17 protein-coding genes are annotated in these 21,271 nt (G+C 65.1%); 5 read left to right on the plus strand and 12 right to left on the minus strand.

Annotated elements, in window-relative coordinates; translation table 11 throughout:
* Positions 1-29 precede the first annotated feature (29 nt).
* The 8 genes from IB230_RS12950 to IB230_RS12985 form a co-directional block, all read right to left on the minus strand.
* The gene (locus IB230_RS12950) at positions 30-1,142 is read right to left on the minus strand and encodes a glycosyltransferase (RefSeq protein ID WP_192272808.1); all 1,113 of its coding nucleotides are present in this window, start codon (positions 1,140-1,142) and stop codon (positions 30-32) included.
* Positions 1,142-2,290, minus strand: a complete 1,149-nt coding sequence (locus IB230_RS12955; protein ID WP_192272810.1) for a glycosyltransferase family 4 protein — start codon at positions 2,288-2,290, stop codon at positions 1,142-1,144. The genes IB230_RS12950 and IB230_RS12955 overlap by 1 nt, the downstream gene beginning before the upstream one ends.
* Complete coding sequence (gene asnB, locus IB230_RS12960; RefSeq protein ID WP_225589508.1) at positions 2,283-4,184, minus strand: asparagine synthase (glutamine-hydrolyzing); 1,902 nt, start codon at positions 4,182-4,184, stop codon at positions 2,283-2,285. Before asnB ends, IB230_RS12955 begins: the two co-directional genes overlap by 8 nt.
* A gap of 19 nt (positions 4,185-4,203) precedes the next feature.
* On the minus strand, positions 4,204-5,196 hold the full coding sequence (locus IB230_RS12965) for a class I SAM-dependent methyltransferase (protein ID WP_192272814.1): 993 nt from the start codon (positions 5,194-5,196) through the stop codon (positions 4,204-4,206).
* Between the two features lie 152 nt (positions 5,197-5,348).
* Complete coding sequence (locus tag IB230_RS12970; RefSeq protein ID WP_192272816.1) at positions 5,349-6,071, minus strand: TylF/MycF/NovP-related O-methyltransferase; 723 nt, start codon at positions 6,069-6,071, stop codon at positions 5,349-5,351.
* A 78-nt stretch (positions 6,072-6,149) separates the two neighbouring features.
* Positions 6,150-7,394, minus strand: coding sequence for a hypothetical protein (locus IB230_RS12975; protein WP_192272818.1), 1,245 nt, complete (start codon positions 7,392-7,394; stop codon positions 6,150-6,152).
* A 22-nt stretch (positions 7,395-7,416) separates the two neighbouring features.
* Positions 7,417-8,601, minus strand: coding sequence for a glycosyltransferase (locus tag IB230_RS12980; RefSeq protein ID WP_343227316.1), 1,185 nt, complete (start codon positions 8,599-8,601; stop codon positions 7,417-7,419).
* 25 nt (positions 8,602-8,626) lie between these two features.
* Complete coding sequence (locus IB230_RS12985) at positions 8,627-9,478, minus strand: glycosyltransferase family 2 protein (RefSeq protein ID WP_192272822.1); 852 nt, start codon at positions 9,476-9,478, stop codon at positions 8,627-8,629.
* A gap of 381 nt (positions 9,479-9,859) precedes the next feature.
* On the opposite strand from IB230_RS12985, the gene pilB reads away from it, so the two are divergent.
* The 4 genes from pilB to coaE all read left to right on the plus strand — a co-directional run bounded on the left by pilB (position 9,860) and on the right by coaE (position 14,577).
* A complete protein-coding gene (gene pilB, locus IB230_RS12990; protein WP_192272824.1) occupies positions 9,860-11,593 on the plus strand; it encodes a type IV-A pilus assembly ATPase PilB in 1,734 nt (577 codons plus the stop codon).
* 178 nt (positions 11,594-11,771) lie between these two features.
* Positions 11,772-13,037, plus strand: a complete 1,266-nt coding sequence (locus IB230_RS12995) for a type II secretion system F family protein (protein ID WP_192272826.1) — start codon at positions 11,772-11,774, stop codon at positions 13,035-13,037.
* Between the two features lie 3 nt (positions 13,038-13,040).
* The gene (locus tag IB230_RS13000) at positions 13,041-13,907 is read left to right on the plus strand and encodes an A24 family peptidase (protein ID WP_192272827.1); all 867 of its coding nucleotides are present in this window, start codon (positions 13,041-13,043) and stop codon (positions 13,905-13,907) included.
* A gap of 46 nt (positions 13,908-13,953) precedes the next feature.
* Entirely contained in the window at positions 13,954-14,577 is a 624-nt protein-coding gene (gene coaE, locus IB230_RS13005) for a dephospho-CoA kinase (RefSeq protein WP_192272829.1), read from the plus strand.
* Here coaE and IB230_RS13010 read toward each other — a convergent pair.
* From IB230_RS13010 to IB230_RS13020, 3 genes are all read right to left on the minus strand, one after another.
* Complete coding sequence (locus IB230_RS13010) at positions 14,574-15,521, minus strand: Nudix family hydrolase (RefSeq protein WP_192272831.1); 948 nt, start codon at positions 15,519-15,521, stop codon at positions 14,574-14,576. The two genes, coaE and IB230_RS13010, sit on opposite strands and share 4 nt — an antisense overlap.
* 112 nt (positions 15,522-15,633) lie before the next feature.
* Entirely contained in the window at positions 15,634-18,387 is a 2,754-nt protein-coding gene (gene secA / locus IB230_RS13015; RefSeq protein ID WP_192272842.1) for a preprotein translocase subunit SecA, read from the minus strand.
* A gap of 170 nt (positions 18,388-18,557) precedes the next feature.
* Complete coding sequence (locus IB230_RS13020) at positions 18,558-19,508, minus strand: M23 family metallopeptidase (RefSeq protein ID WP_192272844.1); 951 nt, start codon at positions 19,506-19,508, stop codon at positions 18,558-18,560.
* Positions 19,509-19,516: 8 nt separating this feature from the next.
* On the opposite strand from IB230_RS13020, the gene IB230_RS13025 reads away from it, so the two are divergent.
* The gene (locus IB230_RS13025; protein ID WP_192272846.1) at positions 19,517-19,984 is read left to right on the plus strand and encodes a DUF721 domain-containing protein; all 468 of its coding nucleotides are present in this window, start codon (positions 19,517-19,519) and stop codon (positions 19,982-19,984) included.
* 201 nt (positions 19,985-20,185) lie between these two features.
* On the opposite strand, the gene lpxC is transcribed toward IB230_RS13025, so the two are convergent.
* Positions 20,186-21,100 (minus strand): UDP-3-O-acyl-N-acetylglucosamine deacetylase, encoded by a 915-nt coding sequence (gene lpxC, locus IB230_RS13030; RefSeq protein ID WP_192272848.1) that lies wholly within the window; start codon positions 21,098-21,100, stop codon positions 20,186-20,188.
* Positions 21,101-21,271 lie beyond the last annotated feature (171 nt).

Genomic DNA, 21,271 nt, shown 5'->3' on the forward strand with positions numbered 1-21,271 from the left:
TCGACGAGGTGATGGAGAACCCGCGCCTCTCAGGATCGCCCCGTGCGTCTGGCATGGCGATCCAGGGTGAGCCGCAACATGGCTGCACAGTCCTGCCATTCGGGTGATGCCACGTCGGGAATGGACGGTATCGACAACTGTGCCGAGATCCTTTCGGCCAGCATCTGCACATCGCCCGGTGCGTAGAGCGATTGCGGGCTGGATGCGAGAAGCGCTTCGACATCACCCAATGCTGCGGCAACCACGGGTATCCGCATCGCCAGCATTTCGTGCAACTTCAGCGGAAAGCAGTAGCGCCCGAATGCGGAGTCGCGATTGCAGACTACGCCGACGTCCAGGGCGGCCAACAACTCCGGCACGCCTTGTTGGGGCAACATCCCGAGATCCACTATCCGCGGATGGCGCCGACGGCCGAAGCTGCCGTCGGTAGGGCCCGCGTGGACCAGCCACAGGCCGGCGTCGTCCTGGGCAAGCCGTTCGAAGGCGTCGAACAGGTCGCTGATGCCCCGGTCCGCCGTCAGTGCGCCGGCCGTCCCGATGATGCGCGCATCCTGGGGCAATCCCAGCGACGCCCGTGCATGGGTCTTGTCCCGCTCATGGAACAGGTCCTTGCGGATGCCATTGATGACCACATCGATGGGGCGAGTCGTGTGATAGCGCGTACGCACGTAGTCGGACAGCGTGTCGCTGACGGTCGTGAGCGCAGCCGCTTGCCTGCAGGCCGACCGGAACGCCGTGGTCAAGCCAGGGGTTCGCGACAAGCCGAAACTTTCGTAGTTGTCGTAGAGGTCGATCACGCACGGAATGCCTCTGCGCTTCGACCAGCGCATCGCCAACACCGCCTGCAGCATGTCCGAGCTCGCCCAGACGACATCCGGCGTCCAGTCCGATGTCATGGCATCGAGCCAGGCATCGTGCCGGATGAGACCGACAGGTATCGCATTGCGGGAACGCCACTCCATCCCTGCATCGTCGAAGCGGCCGGCATCCGCACCGGTTCGTCGACGGTAGCTGAGCGTGCAGATGCGTACTTCATCTCCCAGCTTCGACAGGCCAGCAGGCAGTTGGTACAGCCTCCCGAACCGGTCATTCACCAGATCCTTTCCGGTGTACTGGCGTTTGCAGATCACCAGGACGCGCATCACGCCTCCGCCTCCACAAGCGCTTCCAGCCGTTCAAGATTGCGTGCCGCCACGTCCTCTATACGGAACCGCTGCTCGACGATCGATCTCGCCGTGTCGCCACGTGCGCGCCACTCCTCGTCCGTCGCCGACAGCATCGCTTCCAGCGTCGACGCCAGGCTTGCGGTGTCTCCTGCGGCGCACACCCACCCCGCTCCCTCCTGCACGGCAAGATCAATGCCGCCGCAGGATGTGCACAGCACGGGAAGCCCTGCCTCCATCGCCTCCAGCGCGGAATTGGACATCCCCTCGTAACGCGAGGGGAGCAGGAAACCGTCCGCCATCGCCAGCTTCGCCCTCACGTCATCCTTGTCCAACACGCCGGCAAACCGCACGACATGCCCCAGCTCCGCGGCGTCGACGCGCTCGGCAAGCGATTGTCGCAGAGGGCCGTCGCCGTAGAGATCGATGATGCACCGATCCGCGAGATGCCCGATGCGTGCCAATGCGTCAATGAGCAGATCCAGACCCTTCTGGTGCACGAAACGGCCTGTCCACATCAGGCGTTTCGGGCGACCGGCTCCATTCCGCCGGATCAGGGGCCCGACGTCGATGCCATTGGGAATCCTGCTCCGCCGCGGGCGGTTCAGGCCGATTGCATCCAGTTCTCCGGCAATGTCCTCATTGATGAGGTTGATCGCATCCACCTGGCGGTCCAGCAGGCGCCGCCAAAGCGGCCACCCCGGCACCGACAGCAGGAAACTCGCATCTCCCTGTCCCTTCGCGTTGATGGGAACCACCATCACCGGCCAACGCACCATGCGGATCCATTTGGCGAACGACAGGCCCAGTGCTGCATCCCCCATTCCCCGACAGTAGACGACATCGAATCGCGCGCGATTCCGCCAGACGAACACCAGCAACGACGCGAGATATGTCGCACCGCGGATGCCACGTCCCATGTTGTCCATCGTGCCGATCCGGTGTGTCCTGACGCTCGCCTGCCCGAGTTTGGCGTTTCCATCGGGGATGCGGAAACCCGCCACTTCGACGCGCGCACCCAAGCGGCACCAATGCTCGATGAGACGCGCGGTCTGATGCTCCGCGCCACCCATGACCCAGGGCGGCAGGTTCGCGAGCACCAGCACCCGCATGACCGAATCAACCATGGCGCCGCAGCCACGCGAGGTAGGACAGCGCTGCCCACAGGGCATAGGCGGCGTCCCGCCTTCCGGACAGATGCGCCTTCCAAATGCCGTCGACGTGAGCGCGTGACGGCAGCGCGTCGCCCATGCTGGACATCAGCTCCGTTGCCCACGGCTTGAGGGGACCCCGCAACCAGTCTCCGATCGGCACGTCGAAGCCCTGCTTCCTGCGTTGCGCGACCTCACCCGGGATTCGCCGGGTGAGCAATGCCCGCAGCCAGCGCTTCCCTTCGCCACGTCCCGCGTGGCTGCCCGGGGGCAACTGCCACGACAGAGCCTGGATCCGTGGATCGAGCAAGGGGACGCGCATCTCGAGTCCGACCGACATGCTGGCCCGGTCCACCTTCGTATGTATCCCTTCCGGCAACCCGAGTATCTGATCGACAAATCGCATGCGCTCCCCGGACGCGTGCAGCGTGCGTGGCGGCGAAGGCCAATGCGGCCACCGTCCCCTCATCTCGGGTGCACCTTGCGCCATCGACTCGGGAAACTGCAGTACGCGGCGGTAATAGTCGTCGAAATCCAGCGCCGCCAGGCGTCCTCCGAGCCGGCCACTGGCGCGTGATGTGCTCCCGATGGGGAGCACGTCTGAGAGCGTACGCAGTCCGGCACCTACACCTTGCCTACCTCGGGAGCCCAAGCTACCTGCAGCGCTCCACCATGCTTTCGCGTCGAGATGCCGCTGATAGCCTTCGAACAGTTCATCTCCCCCATCGCCCGTCAGTGCGACAGGCGCCTTTCGACGAACCGCCTCGGAGACGAGCACCGCAGGGATCTGTGCGGGGTCCGCGAAAGGTTCGTCGTAGATGTCCGGCAACCGATCAACCAATGCCAATGCGGCGCCGGCGGGGCATCGGATCTCCTCATGCAGCGTGCCGAGTTGGCGTGCCACGGCGGCGGCGTGCGCCGATTCGTCCACGCCGGGCTCATCGAACGCCACGGTGAAGGTCCTGACCTGCCCCGGCGCATGACGCACCATGCTCGACACGACGAGCGTCGAATCGATGCCTCCGGAGAGCAGTGCAGCGACCGGAACATCCGCCTGCATGCGAAGGCGGACCGCGTCGTCGAGCAGGGCATCAAGCCGGTCGAGCCATTCGTTGTCGCTCAGGCCCTGCTCGCGCGCGCCGTCCGCAGGCAGTTGTTCCTCGAGGCGATGCCACGGCGTGAGCCGGGCGGCGAATTCCTCGCAGGAGGGCACGCGCGCTTCGTCGCCGGGACGCAGCACGAGGCAGCCGCCCGCAGGCAGCTTGAAGACACCGGGATGGATGCTCAGCGGCGCAGGCACATAGCCGAACGCCAGCATCCACGACAGCGCGTCATGATCGACGCCCCCACGCCAGTCAGGGTGCGTACGGAGCGCGGACAACTCGGACGCAAACGCGATGCCGCCACCGATCCAGCCCACGTAGAGGGGCTTCTCGCCAGTGGCATCCCGCGCCAGCCACAGCTCCTGCTTCTCGCGATCCCAGACCGCAATCGCAAACATGCCATTGCACCTCGCCAGCGTCTCAACCACGCCATGGCGGGCGATGCATTCCAGCAGAACCTCGGTATCCGAGTGCCCTCGCCAGGGAATCGAATGCCCGGCATCAAGCTGTGCCCTGAGATCACGGTGGTTGTATATCTCGCCATTGAAGGCGATGACCCATCGCTCGTCCGCGGACGCCATCGGTTGTGCCCCGGCAGGGCTGAGATCGACGATGGCAAGCCTGCGGTGAGCGAATCCCACGGGGCCATCTGGATTCCATATTCCCTCGCTATCGGGACCACGGTGGCGCAGGGCCGTCGCTGCTGAGCCGAGGAACCCTCGCCTCGTCGATGCGCTTCCTCCCAGAAAGCCAGTCAAGCCACACATGGCAATGAGCCCCGAACCATCAGCTGCGCTTCCTAAGTACTACAAGCACCACGTCCGGAAGTGTCTTCCCGTTGTGCTTTTCGCGCCGTGCCTGTCGACGAACTTCAGAAACAAGCCGGCTCGGGTTAGCCAAAAGATGGCGCAGCAGGCTCACCGCTTTCGCAGCGGGACTCCACGAAGCCGAGGACGGGCTGGTCTGCAACACCAGACTCCTGAGCGTTCGCGCGAAAACCGATGATGCGTCCGGAAAAACCATACTCACATGCATATCCAGCCGATGTGCCAGTGCCTGAAGCGACTTCACCGACCATCTCGTCAGGTGATGGGGCGGCATATTGAATGGATCGGGCCAGGCGTGCTCGTAACTCATCGGAGTGATGGGCACTGAGAACATGATAAGCCCGCGCTCGCTAAGGCAGTCACGAGCACGCTCGAGCATCCCGACGGGATCGTCAACATGTTCGACGACATGCCAGAAGGTCACGGCGTCGAGGCTGACTCCATCCAAGCCAAACGACGAGAGGTCACCATGCCGCACATTCAGGCCACGCGCTACCGAGGCCGCCACGACATCAGGATTCTGGTCTATGCCGTGCGCGATGACGCCGGGGATCGTTGATATTGCTTCGAGGAATCGACCCTCGCCACTTCCGGCATCGAGCACCACGGCGCTCCGACCGGAAGATGTTTCTTCCAGAATCCTTGCAGCCTCATCCCACTCCCAACGATGTTTCGGGTACGGAAACTTTGCGGTCGTCAACCACACGTAGAACTCTTCGCCAGGATTCCGCATGGGGTTGGCGAACTCCAGGCCGCATCCTTCACACTTTGCAATACTCTGCACCAGGGCCGTTGAAGGCAGATATTCGATGCCTAGTGCATTCGCCATGGCCCTGAGCGAGCGCCCCGAGAGCGGGTGATCGAAAGCATAAGCCGCTGCGGAGCAAACCGGACAGGCGAGAGGATGCCCGTGTCCGGCCGATTTCGACTCACTCTCTTGCTGTGCATCCATGGATCACATCGCCTCAGTCAGACCTCAACGTCAACCTATCGCGGACCCGCCCTGGGCCTCGCTACGGAAGCGTCGCTCCCATCTACGCCACATTGCACAGAATCGATCCCGACTACGTGCAACGCGGCAACTCAACGCCCTTCTACGCCGAACTATGGCTTGATGAACTGGCGGCCCGTGTAATCAATTCGATGCAGCAGTGCCGGAATCCCCTTGGCCATGAGGTACTCGTCCGTGGCCTTCCTCGCGCCTTGCCAATGCCCGTAGTCGTCGACCACCACTACGCCACGCATTGAAACCCTCGGATAGAGATGCTCGAACTCGTGCAGAGTCGACTCGTACCAGTCGGTATCCAGTCGCAGGTAAGCGATGCATTCTGGAGCTTCGGCGGGAATCGTTTCCTCTACGACCCCTTGGCTAAACCTGCAAGACTCCATTGGATAGCCCGTAGAAGCCATATTGCGACGAACCTCATCCACTCCTGCTTCGCACCAGCGCTGCCCAACCTTCTTCTTTGAATACTCCTGAAAAACGGAAGCCGCTTTCTCGCCATGCAAGTCCAGATCGTCCGCTCCGGGTTCTGTCATTCCGGAAAACGTATCGAACAGTACAAGCTCGCGTTGCTCGCCAAGTCTCAGCAGGGTCAGCGCAGCGGCCATCATCTGCCCTCCTCGCCACACGCCACACTCAACGATGGCGCCCGGAATCGAGTGCTTGACCACGTACTCGACGGCCGAAATCGTAGACAGCGTACTTTCAGCCCCCACCATCGTGAACGGCGAAACCCGCTCGAGGATTTCACGATGCCATGCAGGAAGGTCCAGAAACTGGCGGTTCCTGTTGAACTCCCGAAAAGCCCGCAAGAATCTCCTCATGAACCTTCTCCAGAAAAGTCATTCAATCAACCGTGTGGCCATGCGCTTCTCTACAACCTGGCAGTACCAGCCCGACCCTCAAACACCAGGCGAACTTGCTTTATGGCCAGTGGAAACCCACGCCACCATCACTACACTCAAACAAGCCATCCACCATTCCGCCCACAGCAGAGCCTTCAATGCTCCTGCCAAACCCAGATGAGGCACCCACCAGCCCATGAGCGCAACCATCATCACCAAGCCGGATAGCTCTACGGTTATGCGCACGCGCTTACGTCCGTAGCCAAGCAACATATTGCCCAACAGCATTCTCAGGCAGTACGCGGGAACCCACCAGGCGACGAGCGCAGCAAGCGGTACCAGACCGGCAAAGCCGTCACCCAGCAAGAGAGTGATCAGCGCCATCGCCAGACCGACAAGCCAGCCGGCCACAGCGCCATATGCCAGAACAACAGCAATCAGCAGCAGGACGTGGTGTGGCGACAGTGGCCGATCGCCTCCCGCCCTGAACAAACGCGGCATGATCGTGGTCGTCAACGCCTCCACAGGCAAGGCCGCCACCGACGCCAGCCGGTAGCCTGCCGTGTACTCCCCGGCTACCGCACCGCCTCCGGCGTACATGACCGCCGTCTTGTCCAGCGATGTCAGCGCCAGCCCGCTCGCCCATATCGAGGCAAAACCCAACCCCGACCTGAGTTCCACCGCGCCTGCCGTTCGCGACGTCCGCGGAAGATCCAGTTGCATGTGCGCTCGACGCCAGATCCATGAAATGGCAAGCAACGTCGCTACAACATGCAGCACCACGTACTCATTGAGGTCGCCGGCAGGCCAAATGAAGAGATAGATTCCCGCTGCTACGACACGGGCAAGAGAGAGCACGACAGGTACAGCCGCGGATTCGCCCATACGCCCCAAGGACGCATACGTGAACGCAACCTGCGCACAGAGTGGAGCCAGCACGACTTCGGCGATACCGATCGACACGACGACAAGGACTGTCGTATCAACGCCCATGGACAAGGCAAGTGCGAGGTAGAGTGCCAGCAGCAACGGAGCACTCCACGCCAGGCAAGAACGAACCAGCACCCAGTGGCGCGCAAGTGCCGAGTGGTCGCGCGCGACATTCTCGTAGAGCCGCAGGCCCATCCCGAGTGCCGCGAAGCCGCCGAGCGCCAATCCCAAACCGGCCAGACCCGAGAACGTACCGTATCCCTGCGGACCGAGCGCGCGCGCGAGCAACAGTACCCATGCCAATTGCAGCGCAAGTCTCGCTGCATTCCAGACGAGCACGACCGAGACGCTCTTCGCCAGCGTCTGGATCATAAGTCTGGCCCGCAGGTCGCGCTCACGGGTGCCCCATCGCACGCTCCAGGAGCGTGCCGTACGCAGCGGCACGCGACTCCCAATCGAATCCGGCAATATCCTGCAGCCTCGGCGACTCGTCCGCCTCGAGCGCCCGCAGAACGGACTCCGACAACGATAGAGCGTCTCCTGGCTCGGCCCCATGTACCGCGGCGCAGAACGCCGTCAATGCACGGGTCGCGGGCAAACGGGACACCACGACCGGACAACCGCAACCAAGAGCCTCGATGAGCACTAGCCCCAGTCCGTCCTGATCCCCCGACTTGGCCGCGACGAAGGGAGCGACAAACAGGGCCGCCCGTCGATACAGCGCGGGCAGTTCGTCCTGGCTCACCGCCCCAACGAACTCCACGATGTCCGTCAAACCGAGCACTTGCGCTTGCGCTCGCCTCGCATCCAGCTCGGGACCGAACCCGGCGACCGTCAACGTTACGTCCGGACGGACAGACCTGATCAGAGGCATCGCTTCCAACAAGTGGCGCAAGCCCTTCTTTTCCACTAGCCGACCCACGAACAGGAGTTGCGACCGCGATCTGGTGACGCTCGTATCCGGGCGATAGCGCTGTTTCAGATCCACGCCCATCGGCTCCACCGCAACACCCTTCACATCCAGGCCCAACGCCCCCATTTCGTCCCGCATGCCTTCGCTGACAACGGTGGTACCGGCGGCGCGACGCGCGACAAACCGCTTGATCGAGGGTAGTGGCCAGGACCGCATTGCGAACAGATCCGCGCCGTGCGACGTCACGACAAAAGGCGGCTTTCGTCCGCCGATCAAGGTAAGCATCGCCGCGATGAAGCCCTGCGGGATCAACCAGTGCGCGTGCACCACATCGATCTTCCTTCGCCTCAGCAGGCGAAAGAAGCTCCACGCCATGGAGAGCAGAAAGCCGGGGACCAGCAACAGCTTCCACGGGCTGCCGCGCAGGTTGGCGACAATGCCCCCATCATTGACCAGCGTTTCCAGCGCCTCAGGCGCATAGCGGTAACGGATGACCTCGACGCCATCGAGGACTTCCCGGGGAAGCGCGCCGGGCGCGTGCGGTCCGAGCACCACGACCTGGAAGCGGTCCGTGAGCCGCCTGGACAGTTCGTGCACGAATCCCGGCTCCGGGTCGCCTCGCCACCGCGGATAGGTCGACGTCATCACCAGCAGCGTCGGCAGCACCTCGCCTCCCGCCATCGGCGAATGCCTACTCATCCCGCCGATAGGTCAGCGACGTGATCTGCTCCGAGATCAGGCCGATCAGGAAAATGATGACGGCCGCACTGAACAGCAGGACGCTCATGTTGGTGAAGCGCCCCTGCGTCAGGAACGTGAAAGCGTAGTAAGCGAGCGCCGTCAGGAAGAACACGCCTGCCGTCGGTGCGAACAGCTTGAGCGGCGAGTACAGGGTGGCGATCTTGAAAATGATCAGCAGGAAGCGGACACCATCGCGGAGCGGACGGATATGGCTCTTGCCGACACGCTTGGCCACCGGGATGGGCATGTAGGCCACCGCGTAGGCGCTGCGGAAGAACGCCATGGTGCTGGTGGTGGGATAACTGAAGCCATTGGGCAACAGGTGGATGAACTCGCGGAACCGCCCCGCCCGGACCACGCGGAACCCCGAGGTCAGGTCCTTGACCTCGAATCCCGTCATCCGGCTGGCGAGCCAGTTGTAGAAGGCATTCGCCGCACCCCGATGCACGCCGGCCTGGCCGGACCAGTCGCGCGCCCCCACCACCATGTCGTATCCCTCGTCCAGTTTCACGAGCAGGGCCGGGATGCAGGCGGGGTCGTGCTGGCCGTCCGCGTCCATGAAGACGAGGATGTCGCCTGCGGCCGCGCGGGCACCGCGCTTGATCGCGGCACCGTTGCCCATCGAGTACGGGGAGGAGAGGACGCGCGCACCCAGCGACGCCGCGACCTGTGCGGTGTCGTCGGTCGAGCCATCGTCGACCACGATGATCTCGGCGCCCGGCACCTGCGCCAGCAGTGCCGGCAACGTGCGGCGCAACCCTTCTGCCTCGTTCTTGGCAGGCAGAATGACGGAAATGGTCATGTTCGTCCCCTTTACGGCAAGCTTAGCCGGAAGCAGGGAGTGCGGGAATCCCGACGCATGCCCCCTTCGCGCGAGGAGGTGCGCGCGCATCGATGCGGGGGCGAAGCGTCTTCCGGTCAGCGTCCGGGAAGCACGCCCGGAAAGCGTCCGCCATCACGTTTCTGCCGCTGCGCCCCGGGACCGCGCGCTTCGGTCGCACGTTGATTGGCGCATTCCTTGCTTGGCTTGATCACCGCGTCATCCGGATGGCTGCGGTAGGCTGTCGCTGCATCGCCGTGTCCGTTACGGCTCCGACCATCGTCGGGATACCCGGCGCGCCGGGATGCAGTCGGGCGCTATATCCTTGTCATCGTTGATTCTGTCGTTTGGGAAGCCTCCACCATGAATGCAGTCGCCGCCCCCAATCTCGTAGGTATCACCGGCCTGGCCCGTCGGCTGGTGCAGGATGGCGCACTGGACGAGACCGCCGCCCGCACCGCGATGGCCAACGCCACCGAGGCCAAGATGCCGTTGCCGCAGTGGATCGCGGAGAAGCGCCTGGTCACCGCTCCCCAGCTGGCGGCCGCCAACGCGATGGAATTCGGCATGTCCCTGCTGGACGCCTCCGCGTTCGACCCGGCCCACAATGCGATCAAGCTGGTCAGCGAGGAGCTGGTGCAGAAGCACCAGGTGCTGCCGCTGTTCAAGCGCGGCGGCAAGCTGTTCGTCGGTGTGGCCGACCCCACCCGCAGCCACTCGGCGCTGGACGAGATCAAGTTCCACACCAACCTGATCGTCGAGCCGATCCTGGTCGACGAGGACCAGTTGCGGCGCACGCTGGACCAGTGGCAGAGCGCCGCGGCCAGCCTCAGCGGCGGCTTCGGCGACGATGAGGACGGGCTGGAGAACCTGGATGTGGATGCCGGCGACGAGGACGGCGCCAGCGACAATGCCGTGGACGCCAAGGGCGACGACACGCCGGTGGTGAAGTTCGTCAACAAGGTGCTGGTGGATGCGATCAAGCGCGGCGCCTCGGACATCCACTTCGAGCCCTACGAAACCGACTACCGCGTCCGCCTGCGCATCGACGGCATCCTCAAGCAGGTGGCCAAGGCGCCGACCAAGCTGAAGGACCGCATCGCCGCGCGCATCAAGGTGATGGCGCAGCTGGACATCGCCGAAAAGCGCGTCCCCCAGGACGGCCGCATCAAGCTGAACCTGTCGAAGACCAAGCAGATCGACTTCCGCGTCAGCTCGCTGCCGACGCTGTTCGGCGAGAAGATCGTGCTGCGTATCCTGGACGGCAGTGCGGCCAAACTGGGCATCGACAAGCTGGGCTACGAGCCCGACCAGCAGAAGCTGTTCGAGGAGGCCATCCACAAGCCCTACGGCATGGTGCTGGTGACCGGACCGACCGGCTCGGGCAAGACGGTCAGCCTGTACACGGCGCTGGGCATCCTGAACGACGAGACCCGCAACATCTCCACCGCGGAAGACCCGGTGGAAATCCGCCTGCCGGGCGTGAACCAGGTGCAGCAGAACAACCGTCGCGGCATGACCTTCGCCGCCGCGCTGCGCAGCTTCCTGCGCCAGGATCCCGACATCATCATGGTCGGCGAAATCCGCGACCTGGAAACCGCCGAGATCGCCATCAAGGCGGCACAGACCGGCCACATGGTGCTGTCCACGCTGCATACCAACGATGCGCCCCAGACCATCGCACGCCTGATGAACATGGGCATCGCACCCTACAACATCACCAGTTCGGTGACGCTGGTCATCGCCCAGCGCCTGGCCCGCCGCCTGTGCAGCAAGTGCAAGCGGCCGATGGACATTCCGCCCCACGCCCTCGTGGCCGAGGGCTTCAGTGAAGCCGAGGTGCAGGCCGGATTCACCATCTACGAGGCCGTCGGCTGCGACGAGTGCACCAGCGGCTACAAGGGCCGTACCGGCATCTACCAGGTGATGCCGATGAGCGAGGCGATCCAGGAAATCGTGCTGGAAGGCGGCAACGCCCTGCAGATCGCCGAGGTCGCCCAGAAGGCCGGCATCAACGACCTGCGCAAGTCGGCCCTGCTCAAGGTGCGCAACGGCGTCACCAGCCTGGCCGAGATCAATCGCGTCACCAAGGACTGAGGGCGAACGACCCGAACGCCGGGCGAACCGCTGCCGCGGGCAGCTTTCGCCCGCTGCGGGTTGTTCATGTCACCGAAACCCGGCCGCCGTCACAGGCGCGGCGCTTCCATTGGGCCGATTACCGGCTACCATGCGGCATTGACAGTCCGGGTGGGGAAATCCGGACAGGGGACTACCGATGGCCGTGACCCGTTCCGCCGCGAAGAAGACCGCAACCGCGCCCGTTCGCGAGAACCCGCTGAGCCTGTTCGTCTGGGAAGGCACCGACAAGCGCGGTGTCAAGATGAAGGGCGAGCAGAACTCCAAGAACGCGAACTTCCTGCGTGCGGAGCTGCGCAAGCAGGGCATCACGCCCACCATCGTCAAGCCCAAGGGCAAGCCGCTGTTCGGCGCGGCCGGCAAGCCGGTGACGCCGAAGGACATCGCGTTCTTCAGTCGCCAGATGGCGACCATGATGAAGTCCGGCGTGCCGATCGTGTCGTCGCTCGAGATCATCGAGAGCGGCCAGAAGAACATCCGCATGAAGAAGATGGTCGAGCAGATCCGCTTCGACATCGAAGGCGGCTCCTCGCTGCACGAAGCCATCAGCAAGTTCCCGGTGCAGTTCGACGAGCTCTACCGCAACCTCGTCCGTGCGGGCGAGTCGGCCGGCGTGCTGGAGACCGTGCTGGAAACGGTCGCCAACTACAAGGAAAACATCGAAGCCCTCAAGGGCAAGATCAAGAAGGCGCTGTTCTATCCGGCGGCGGTGATCGCGGTGGCCATCCTGGTCACCTCGGTGATCCTGATGTTCGTCATCCCGGAGTTCGAGAAGACCTTCGCCAGCTTCGGCACCGAACTGCCCGCCTTCACCCAGATGATCATGGGGGCGTCCCGTATCATGGTCAGCTGGTGGTGGCTCATCCTGATCGTGGTGGTGGGTACCATCTTCCTGACACTGTTCATGTTCAAGCGGTCCCCCGCCTTCCAGCATGCCGTCGACAAGATGGTCCTGAAGGTACCGGTGATCGGCCAGATCATGCACAACTCCTCGGTCGCGCGTTTCGCGCGCACGACGGCGGTGACCTTCAAGGCCGGCGTGCCGCTGGTCGAGGCGCTGGACACCGTGGCAGGCGCCACCGGCAATACTGTGTACGAGAAGGCCGTGCATCGCATGCGCGACGACGTGTCGGTCGGTTATCCGCTGAACATGGCGATGAAGCAGACCCAGCTGTTCCCGCACATGGTGGTGCAGATGACCGCCATCGGCGAGGAAGCCGGCGCGCTGGACACCATGCTGTTCAAGGTGGCCGAGTACTTCGAGCAGGAGGTCAACAACGCGGTCGACGCGCTGTCGAGCCTGATCGAGCCCTTCATCATGGTGATCATCGGCGTGCTGGTCGGCGGCCTGGTCATCGGCATGTACCTGCCCATCTTCAAGATCGCGGCGACGGTGGTCGGCTGATACGTGGCGTTCCTCGATCAACACCCTGAACTGGGATACCCGGTAGTCGCAGGCCTCGGCCTGCTGGTGGGCAGCTTCCTCAACGTGGTCATCCTGCGGCTGCCACGGCGGCTGGAGTGGGAGTGGAAGCGCGACGCGCGCGAAGTGCTGGAGGAACCGGAGCTCTACGACCCGCCGCCGCCCGGCATCGTGGTCGAGCGCTCGCACTGTCCGCACTGCAAGACCGCGCTGTCCTGGTACGAGAACATCCCGCTGTTCAGCTGGCTCGCGCTGCGCGGCAAGTGCCGGCATTGCAAGGCACCGATCTCGCCGCAGTATCCCCTCGTCGAGCTTCTGACCGCCCTGCTGGCGGTGGCCTCGGTGTGGCGGTTCGGCTTCGGCTGGCAGGGCTTCGGTGCGGCGCTGCTGAGCTGCTACCTGGTGGCGCTGAGCGGCATCGACCTGCGTACGCGGCTGTTGCCCGACCAGTTGACTTTGCCGCTGATGTGGCTGGGCCTGATCGGCAGCCTCGATAACCTCTACATGCCGGCCAAGCCCGCCCTGCTGGGCGCGATCGCGGGCTATGTCTCGCTGTGGCTTGTCTGGTGGATCTTCAAGCAGGTCACCGGCAAGGAAGGCATGGGCCGCGGCGACTTCAAGCTGCTGGCGGCACTGGGCGCCTGGGTCGGTCTGAGCGGCGTGCTGCCGATCATCCTGATCTCCTCGCTGGTGGGCGCCGTGGTGGGCTCAGCCTGGCTGGCCATCAAGGGCCGTGACCGCGCGACCCCCATTCCGTTCGGGCCCTACCTCGCGATCGCGGGTTTGATCGTGTTCTTCTGGGGCCCGGCCCAGATGGTCGACGCGTATCTGCGCTTCGCGGGCCTGCAGTAGGTCCGCTTCGGGGCTGAGCCCGCATGCCCTGCTCCATACTCCGCCCATGAGCGATTACTTCATCGGACTGACCGGCGGCATCGCGTCGGGAAAGAGCGCGCTGGAGAAGGCCTTCGCCGCGCACGGCATCGTCGTGGCCGATGCCGACCTGCTGGCCCGCGAGGTGGTGCAACCGGGCACGCCCGCGCTGGCCGCCGTGGTGGAACGTTTCGGACGCGATGTGCTGCTGGCGGATGGCCAGCTGGATCGCGCCGCCCTGCGCCAGCGGGTGTTCGGCAACGACGGGGAACGGCGTGCGCTTGAAGCGATCCTGCACCCTGCCATTCGCGTGCGCCTGCAGGAGATCTGCCGGAACGCGACCAGTCCCTACGCCATCGCGATGGTCCCGCTCCTGACCGAAGGCGGCGGCCGTGCGGCCTATCCATGGCTGCACCGCATCCTGGTCGTCGACACGCCCGCTGCCGTGCAGAAGGCGCGACTGATGCAGCGCGACGGCATCGACGCCGATCTGGCGGAGCGGATGATGGCCGCGCAGGCATCGCGTGCGGACCGGCTTGCGCTGGCCGACGACATCATCGTCAACGATGGCGACATCGCCCACCTGCAACGCGCGGCCGATGCGCTGCACCGGCGCTACCTGGCGCTAGCCGCGCCCGTGCCGACGACCTAACGCTCCCAGAGTCCCCGGATGGCGGCGATCCCCTGTGCACCGTGCCGGCGCGCTTGCGGGATGTCCGTCGGAACCAGGCCGCCGATGGCATAGAGCGGCAACGACACGCCCTCGCGCAGACCGGCGAAGCCGGGCCACCCCAGCGGTTCGCCGACGGGATGGGTCTGGGTCGGATAGACACTGCCCACGACGGCGAAATCGCAACCCAGCGCTTCCGCCTGACGCACGTCCGCTGCCGCGTGGCAGGACGCCGCGACCGGCAAACCCTCCGGCAGCGGGCGCGTCGACCGCTCGTGCAGCTGCGAAGCGCGCAGATGGACGCCGACCTGCAGCGCGCGCGCCAGCTCCACATCGCCATTGAGCAGCACCTCGACGCCCGCCTCCCGGCACCGCGCAACGGCCTGCGTCGCCAACGCCTTCCATGCACCCTCGTCCAGGCTGCGCGCGCGTACCTGGACGCGCCTGATGCCGTCGGCGAGCGCCTGCTCCAGGGCGGCCAGCCAAGGGGCGAGCGCTTCCGGTTCGGGCGTGACGAGATAACGGTCCGGTTGCCGCAGCGCCGCCACCACGGGGCGGTCGGCAGGCGGCATGTCGTAGCGCATCAGCTTGTCGGGCGCGACCCACGCCAGCGCTTGGCCCTCATGCCCACGCGGCGTACCGGTCCAGCCCGTCAGGTGCCGCACCTCCAGGCACAGCCGCTTGTCGGGGTACTGTTGCGGGACGCTGATGACGTGATCGCCCACCCGCGCCTCGATGCCGAGCTCCTCGCGCAGCTCGCGCACCAGCGCGTCCTCGGGGCTTTCGCCCGGCTCCTGCTTGCCGCCGGGAAACTCCCAGCGCCCGGCCAGGTCGCGCCCCTCCGTGCGCCGGGCCAGCAGGATGCGGCCGCGCGCGTCGGTGATGACGGCAGCCATGACATGGATGGAGCGCAGGGGTGTGAGCATGGAAGCAGCTTGCCGGGAACCGGCGGGTAGACGCAAATAGCCCCGCCCGCCGAGGTCCAAAGAAAAGGCCGCGCAGTGCGCGGCCTTTTCCGTCAGGCGATGCCGCGAAGCCTCAGGCCAGCTGGCCGTGGCAGTGCTTGAACTTCTTGCCGCTGCCGCAGGGGCACGGGTCGTTGCGGCCGACCTTGGGCGCATCGCGGTGCGCCGGCACGGGGCCGGACTGCACGTAACCACCCTGCGCGGCGGCGATCTGCTGTGCCTGTTCGGCCTCTTCGTCGGCGCCGTAGCCGCCGGCATCCTGGTGCTGGAACTGCATCTGCCGGGCCTGCGCCTCGGCCATGGCGCGCTCCCGCGCTTCCAGTGCGGCGACCTCTTCCTCGCTGCGGATGCGCACGCGCGACAGCAGGGTGACCACTTCGCTCTTCACCCGCTCCAGCATGCTGGAGAACAGTTCGAAGGCTTCCTTCTTGTACTCCTGCTTGGGCTGCTTCTGCGCATAGCCGCGCAGATGGATGCCCTGGCGCAGGTAGTCCATGCGCGCCAGGTGCTCCTTCCAGTTCTTGTCGAGCACGGTCAGCATGATGTGCTTTTCCAGTGCGCGCATGGTCTCGCCGCCGACCACGGCTTCCTTGTCGGCGAAGTGCTGATCCATGGCTTCCTGCACGCGGCGCTCGATGGTCTCTGCGTCGAGGTCGTCGGTCTCCTCGCGCCAGCGGGTCACGGGAATTTCTGCTCCCATCTCCTCGCCCAGTTCGCTTTCCAGGCCGCGCAGGTCCCACTGTTCGTCCACCGAATTCAGCGGCACGAAGCGGGCGACCGTCTCGGCGACCACGTCGCCGCGGATGCCGTCGATGTTGTCCTTCACCGATTCGGCGTCGAGCAGTTCGTCGCGCTGGGCGTAGATCACCTTGCGCTGGTCGTTGTTGACGTCATCGAAGTCGAGCAGGTTCTTGCGGATGTCGAAGTTGTGCGCTTCCACCTTGCGCTGCGCCTTCTCGATCTGCCGGCTGACCAGCTTGTCCTCGATGACGTCGTCTTCCTTCATGCCGATCAGCTTCATCGCCTTCTGGACCCAGTCCGAGGCGAAGATGCGCATCAGGTTGTCTTCCAGCGACAGGTAGAAGCGGGACGAACCCGGATCGCCCTGACGGCCGGAACGGCCACGCAGCTGGTTGTCGATGCGGCGCGATTCGTGGCGTTCGGTGCCGACGATGTGCAGGCCGCCGGCGGCTTTCACTTCGTCGTGGCGCTTCTGCCACTCGGCCTTGATGGCGGCGCGCGCAGCGTCATCGGCCTCTTCGCCCAGCGCTTCGTACTCGGCTTCCAGCGAACCACCCAGCACGATGTCGGTACCGCGGCCGGCCATGTTGGTGGCGATGGTGATCGCACCCGGACGACCGGCCTGCGCGACGATGTGCGCTTCGCGCTCGTGCTGCTTGGCGTTGAGCACTTCGTGCGGCACGCCGGCCTTGTTGAGGAAATCGGACAGCATTTCCGACGTTTCGATCGAGGTCGTACCGACCAGCACCGGCTGGCCACGCTGGTAGCACTCCTGGATGTCAGCCAGCACCGCCTTGAACTTGCCTTGGCGGTTGAGGAACACCTGGTCGGGCGAATCCTTGCGCACGGTCGGGCGGTTGGTCGGGATGACGATGACTTCCAGGCCGTAGATGCTCTGGAACTCGAAGGCTTCCGTGTCGGCCGTACCGGTCATGCCGGACAGCTTGTTGTACATGCGGAACAGGTTCTGGAACGTCACGCTGGCCAGCGTCTGGTTCTCGCGCTGGACCGGCACGCCTTCCTTCGCCTCGACCGCCTGGTGCAGGCCGTCTGACCAGCGGCGGCCCGTCAGCGTGCGGCCGGTGAACTCGTCGACGATGACCACTTCGCCGTCGCGCACGATGTAGTCGACATCGCGCTGGTAGATGGCGTGCGCGCGCAGCGCGGCGTTGAGGTGGTGCACGACCGACAGGTTGTTGGCGCCGTACAGCGGTTCTTCTTCGCTGATGATGCCGGCCTGCAGCAGCAGCTCCTCGGCGTGCTCCATGCCCGCTTCGGACAGGTGCACCTGCTTGCCCTTCTCGTCGACCCAGTAATCGCCCTCGCCTTCCTCGCTCTCCTGCTTGATCAGCTGGGGCACGATGCGGTTGACGCGGATGTACAGCTCGGGCGACTCGTCGGCCGGGCCGGAGATGATCAGCGGGGTACGCGCTTCGTCGATCAGGATGGAGTCGACTTCGTCGACGATGGCGTAGTGCAGGCCACGCTGGAAGCGGTCGGCGCGCGACATCGCCATGTTGTCGCGCAGGTAGTCGAAGCCGAATTCGTTGTTGGTGCCGTAGGTGATGTCGGCCGCGTAGGCAGCGCTCTTGTCGCCATGCGGCATGCCCGGGTACACCACGCCGACCGTCAGGCCCAGCCAGTTGTACAGGCGACCCATCCAGGCCGAGTCGCGGCGGGCCAGGTAGTCGTTCACGGTGACGACGTGCACGCCCTTGCCTTCCAGCGCATTGAGGTAGGTCGGCAGGGTGGCGACCAGCGTCTTGCCCTCGCCGGTACGCATTTCGGCGATCTTGCCCAGGTGCAGCACCATGCCGCCGATCAGCTGCACGTCGTAGTGGCGCATGCCCAGCACGCGGCGGCTGGCCTCGCGGCAGACCGCGAAGGCTTCGGGCAGGATCTTGTCGAGCGCTTCTCCGCCGGCGATGCGCTGCTGGAACTCCGGCGTCTTTGCCTTCAGCTGCTCGTCGGTGAGCTTCTGCAGCTCCGCTTCCAGCGCGTTGATCTTGTCGACGGAGCGGTGCAGCTGCTTGAGCAGGCGCTCGTTGCGGCTGCCGAAGACACGGGTGAGCAGGTTGTTGATCATGTAGGGAACCGGAAAGGAAGGGAACGCCGGGGTGGCGCAGCGTGTACGCCCCCAAAACGAAACAGGGCGCAAGGCGCCCTGTCTGGCAACACCATATTGTAGCTTGGGGCGCCGCCCGAGGAATCAAGGCGGGCCGTCAGACCGCCCCGCTCCCGGTTGGTTCCGCGCGATCAGCCGCGCTTGACCTGGCCCACCGGCGTCGGGCCTTCGCCCAGGAACTTGCGCGGATTGACCACGCGCCCGTTTTCCCACACTTCGAAGTGCACGTGCGCGCCGGTCGAGCGTCCGGTCGAGCCGGCCTTGGCCACTTCCTGACCCACGCGCACCAGGTCGCCGGCCCGCACGCTGAGGCGCGAGTTGTGCGCATAGCGGGTGACGTAGCCGTTGCCATGGTCGACGTCGATGACGTTGCCGTAGCCGCCCTTCACGCCGGCGAAGCTCACCACGCCGTCGGCCACCGACAGGACGGGATCGCCGACGCGCGCCTTGAAGTCGATGCCCTTGTGGTTCTGGCCGCCGCCGCCGAACGGGTCGGCGCGACCGCCGAAACCGGAGGTGATGTAGCTGTTGGCGATCGGCATGCGGCCCGGGGTCGCGTTCTTGTCCAGTTCGCGGTTGAACAGCAACGCTTCCAGCACCGACAGCTGGCGACCGGAGGCGGCGAACTGCCGCTCCAGGTTGTCCACGCCGTCCTTCAGATCGGCGGGCTTCATGTCGAAGGACACGTCGTTGCCGCCGACGCCGACCGGCTCGTTGAAGTCGAACTCGCCGTCCTGCAGCTGGCCTACGCGGGTCAGGCGCTCACCCAGGGCATTCAGGCGGTTGGCCTGCGCCTGCAGCTCGCCCAGGCGCGCGGCCATCGCGTTGATTTCCTGCTGGGCGCCACGGCGCACCTGCTCCAGTTCCGCATTGCGCTGCTCGGCCTTGGCCTGCAGCAGCGACACCTGGCCCATGCCGGCGGCGCTGCGGCCCGCCGCGCCGACCAGCAGGCCGGCCGCGACCAGCACCGCGGCACTGGCCAGCGGACGTGCGTGGAACGCGAGGCGGATGCGGTAAGCACCATGGGCGGACGCATGGGCCCACCAGGTACGCGAATTGTTTACGATGGTCTTAAAGCTCATAGATACCGATGTCTGATTCGAAGTCCAAGCCGCGCCGTACCGGCATCGCGCAACCTGCCTTGCAGGCTGCCCTGACGGATGCCGCCACCGACCCGGTGCGTCGCGCCCTATGGCTCGACGCCTTGGAACAGCAGCTTCGCCCCTGCCTTCCGCCCGCCCTGGCGCCGCATTGCCGATTGGCGAACGTGGCAGGCAAGCGGCTCGTTTTTATCGTCGACTCCCCCGTGTGGAACGCCCGGCTTCGCCTGGCGGCACCCGAATTGATCAACGTGGCCCAATCCATCGGACTGGCGGTCACCGAAGTCACCGCCAAGACGAGCCTCGCGCCGCTGATGAAGCCTGCGCAGGACCCGGTCGTACCCGTATCGGAGGCTTCCCGCAGAGGGCTGCAAGCGGCCCTCGACCTCCTGTCGGCGCCAGACTCCGCCGGCGCCTCCACCCCGCGGGGCGGTCATCGTGGGCGGCGGAAAAATTGACCCGGCCATCACGAAGGACGGGGCATGGTACCGGCCACCGCCGGTCGGGGCGTTAGTCAGAAGTTAACAAGTCGTTAGGATTCGGACCGGAATCCGACTCGGGTCACACTTTCGCACAAGCGTAACCATTCCCATGCCAGCGCGTGACGGGGATGGGAAACCGGTCGACAGGAAGGTCACCGTCCCGACGGGACGGCGGTCTCAGATGGCCAGGGCAGGCGTCGCGTAAGTGACCGGGGACGACCTGGCGCCCTCTTCGAAGGTCACTTCTTCCCAGGCCGAGGTCTCGGCCAGCAGGGCACGGACCAGCTTGTTGTTCAGTGCATGGCCCGACTTGAAGCCCTCATAGGCGCCCAGGATGGGCTTGCCGGCGAGGTACAGGTCGCCGATGGCGTCGAGGATCTTGTGGCGGACGAATTCGTCCGCGTAGCGCAGGCCGTCCTCGTTGAGGACACGGAACTCGTCCAGCACGATCGCGTTGTCCATCGAGCCACCGAGGCCGAGGTTGCGCTCGCGCATGTACTCCAGGTCGCGCATGAAACCGAACGTACGCGCGCGCGCGACTTCCTTGATGTAGGCGCCGGTGGAGAAGTCCACTTCCGCCCGCGACTGCGAGGCCGGGATCATCGGGTGGTCGAACTTGACGGTGAAGCCCAGCTTGAAGCCGTCGTAGGGCTCGAAGCGCGCCACCTTGTCGCCCTCGGTGACTTCCACCGGGCGGATGATGCGGATGAAGCGCTTCGGGGCGTCCTGCTCGGCGATGCCGGCGGACTGGATCAGGAACACGAACGGACCGGCGGAGCCGTCCATGATCGGCAGCTCGGCCGAGGACAGTTCCACATAGGCATTGTCGACGCCGAGGCCGGCCATGGCCGACATCAGGTGCTCGACGGTCTGCACCTTGGCGCCTTCGCAGGTCAGGCCGGTGCACAGCGTGGTCTCGGTGACCAGCTCCGCACTCGCGGGAATCTCCACCACCGGTGCCAGATCGATGCGCCGGAACACGATGCCGGTATCCACGGGGGCCGGACGCAAGGTCATGTAGACCTTTTCGCCACTGTGCAGCCCCACGCCCGTCGCGCGGATCACGTTCTTGAGGGTGCGTTGCTGGGCCATCGATAGGAATCGCAGGTGGGGGGGACCTGAGCGGGCAGCGAGAATATCACGCAGACCACTGAATCTTAACGGAAGAACCGGTCTGTCCCACCCCTGCAACAACGGCCTGCCAGGGCCGTCGGGAAAGGGCTGCCGGACCGGCGAAGGTCCGGCAGCGAAGGGACATGGCGA

This window comes from Pseudoxanthomonas sp. PXM01 (assembly GCF_014851815.1).
Lineage (GTDB): Bacteria > Pseudomonadota > Gammaproteobacteria > Xanthomonadales > Xanthomonadaceae > Pseudoxanthomonas_A.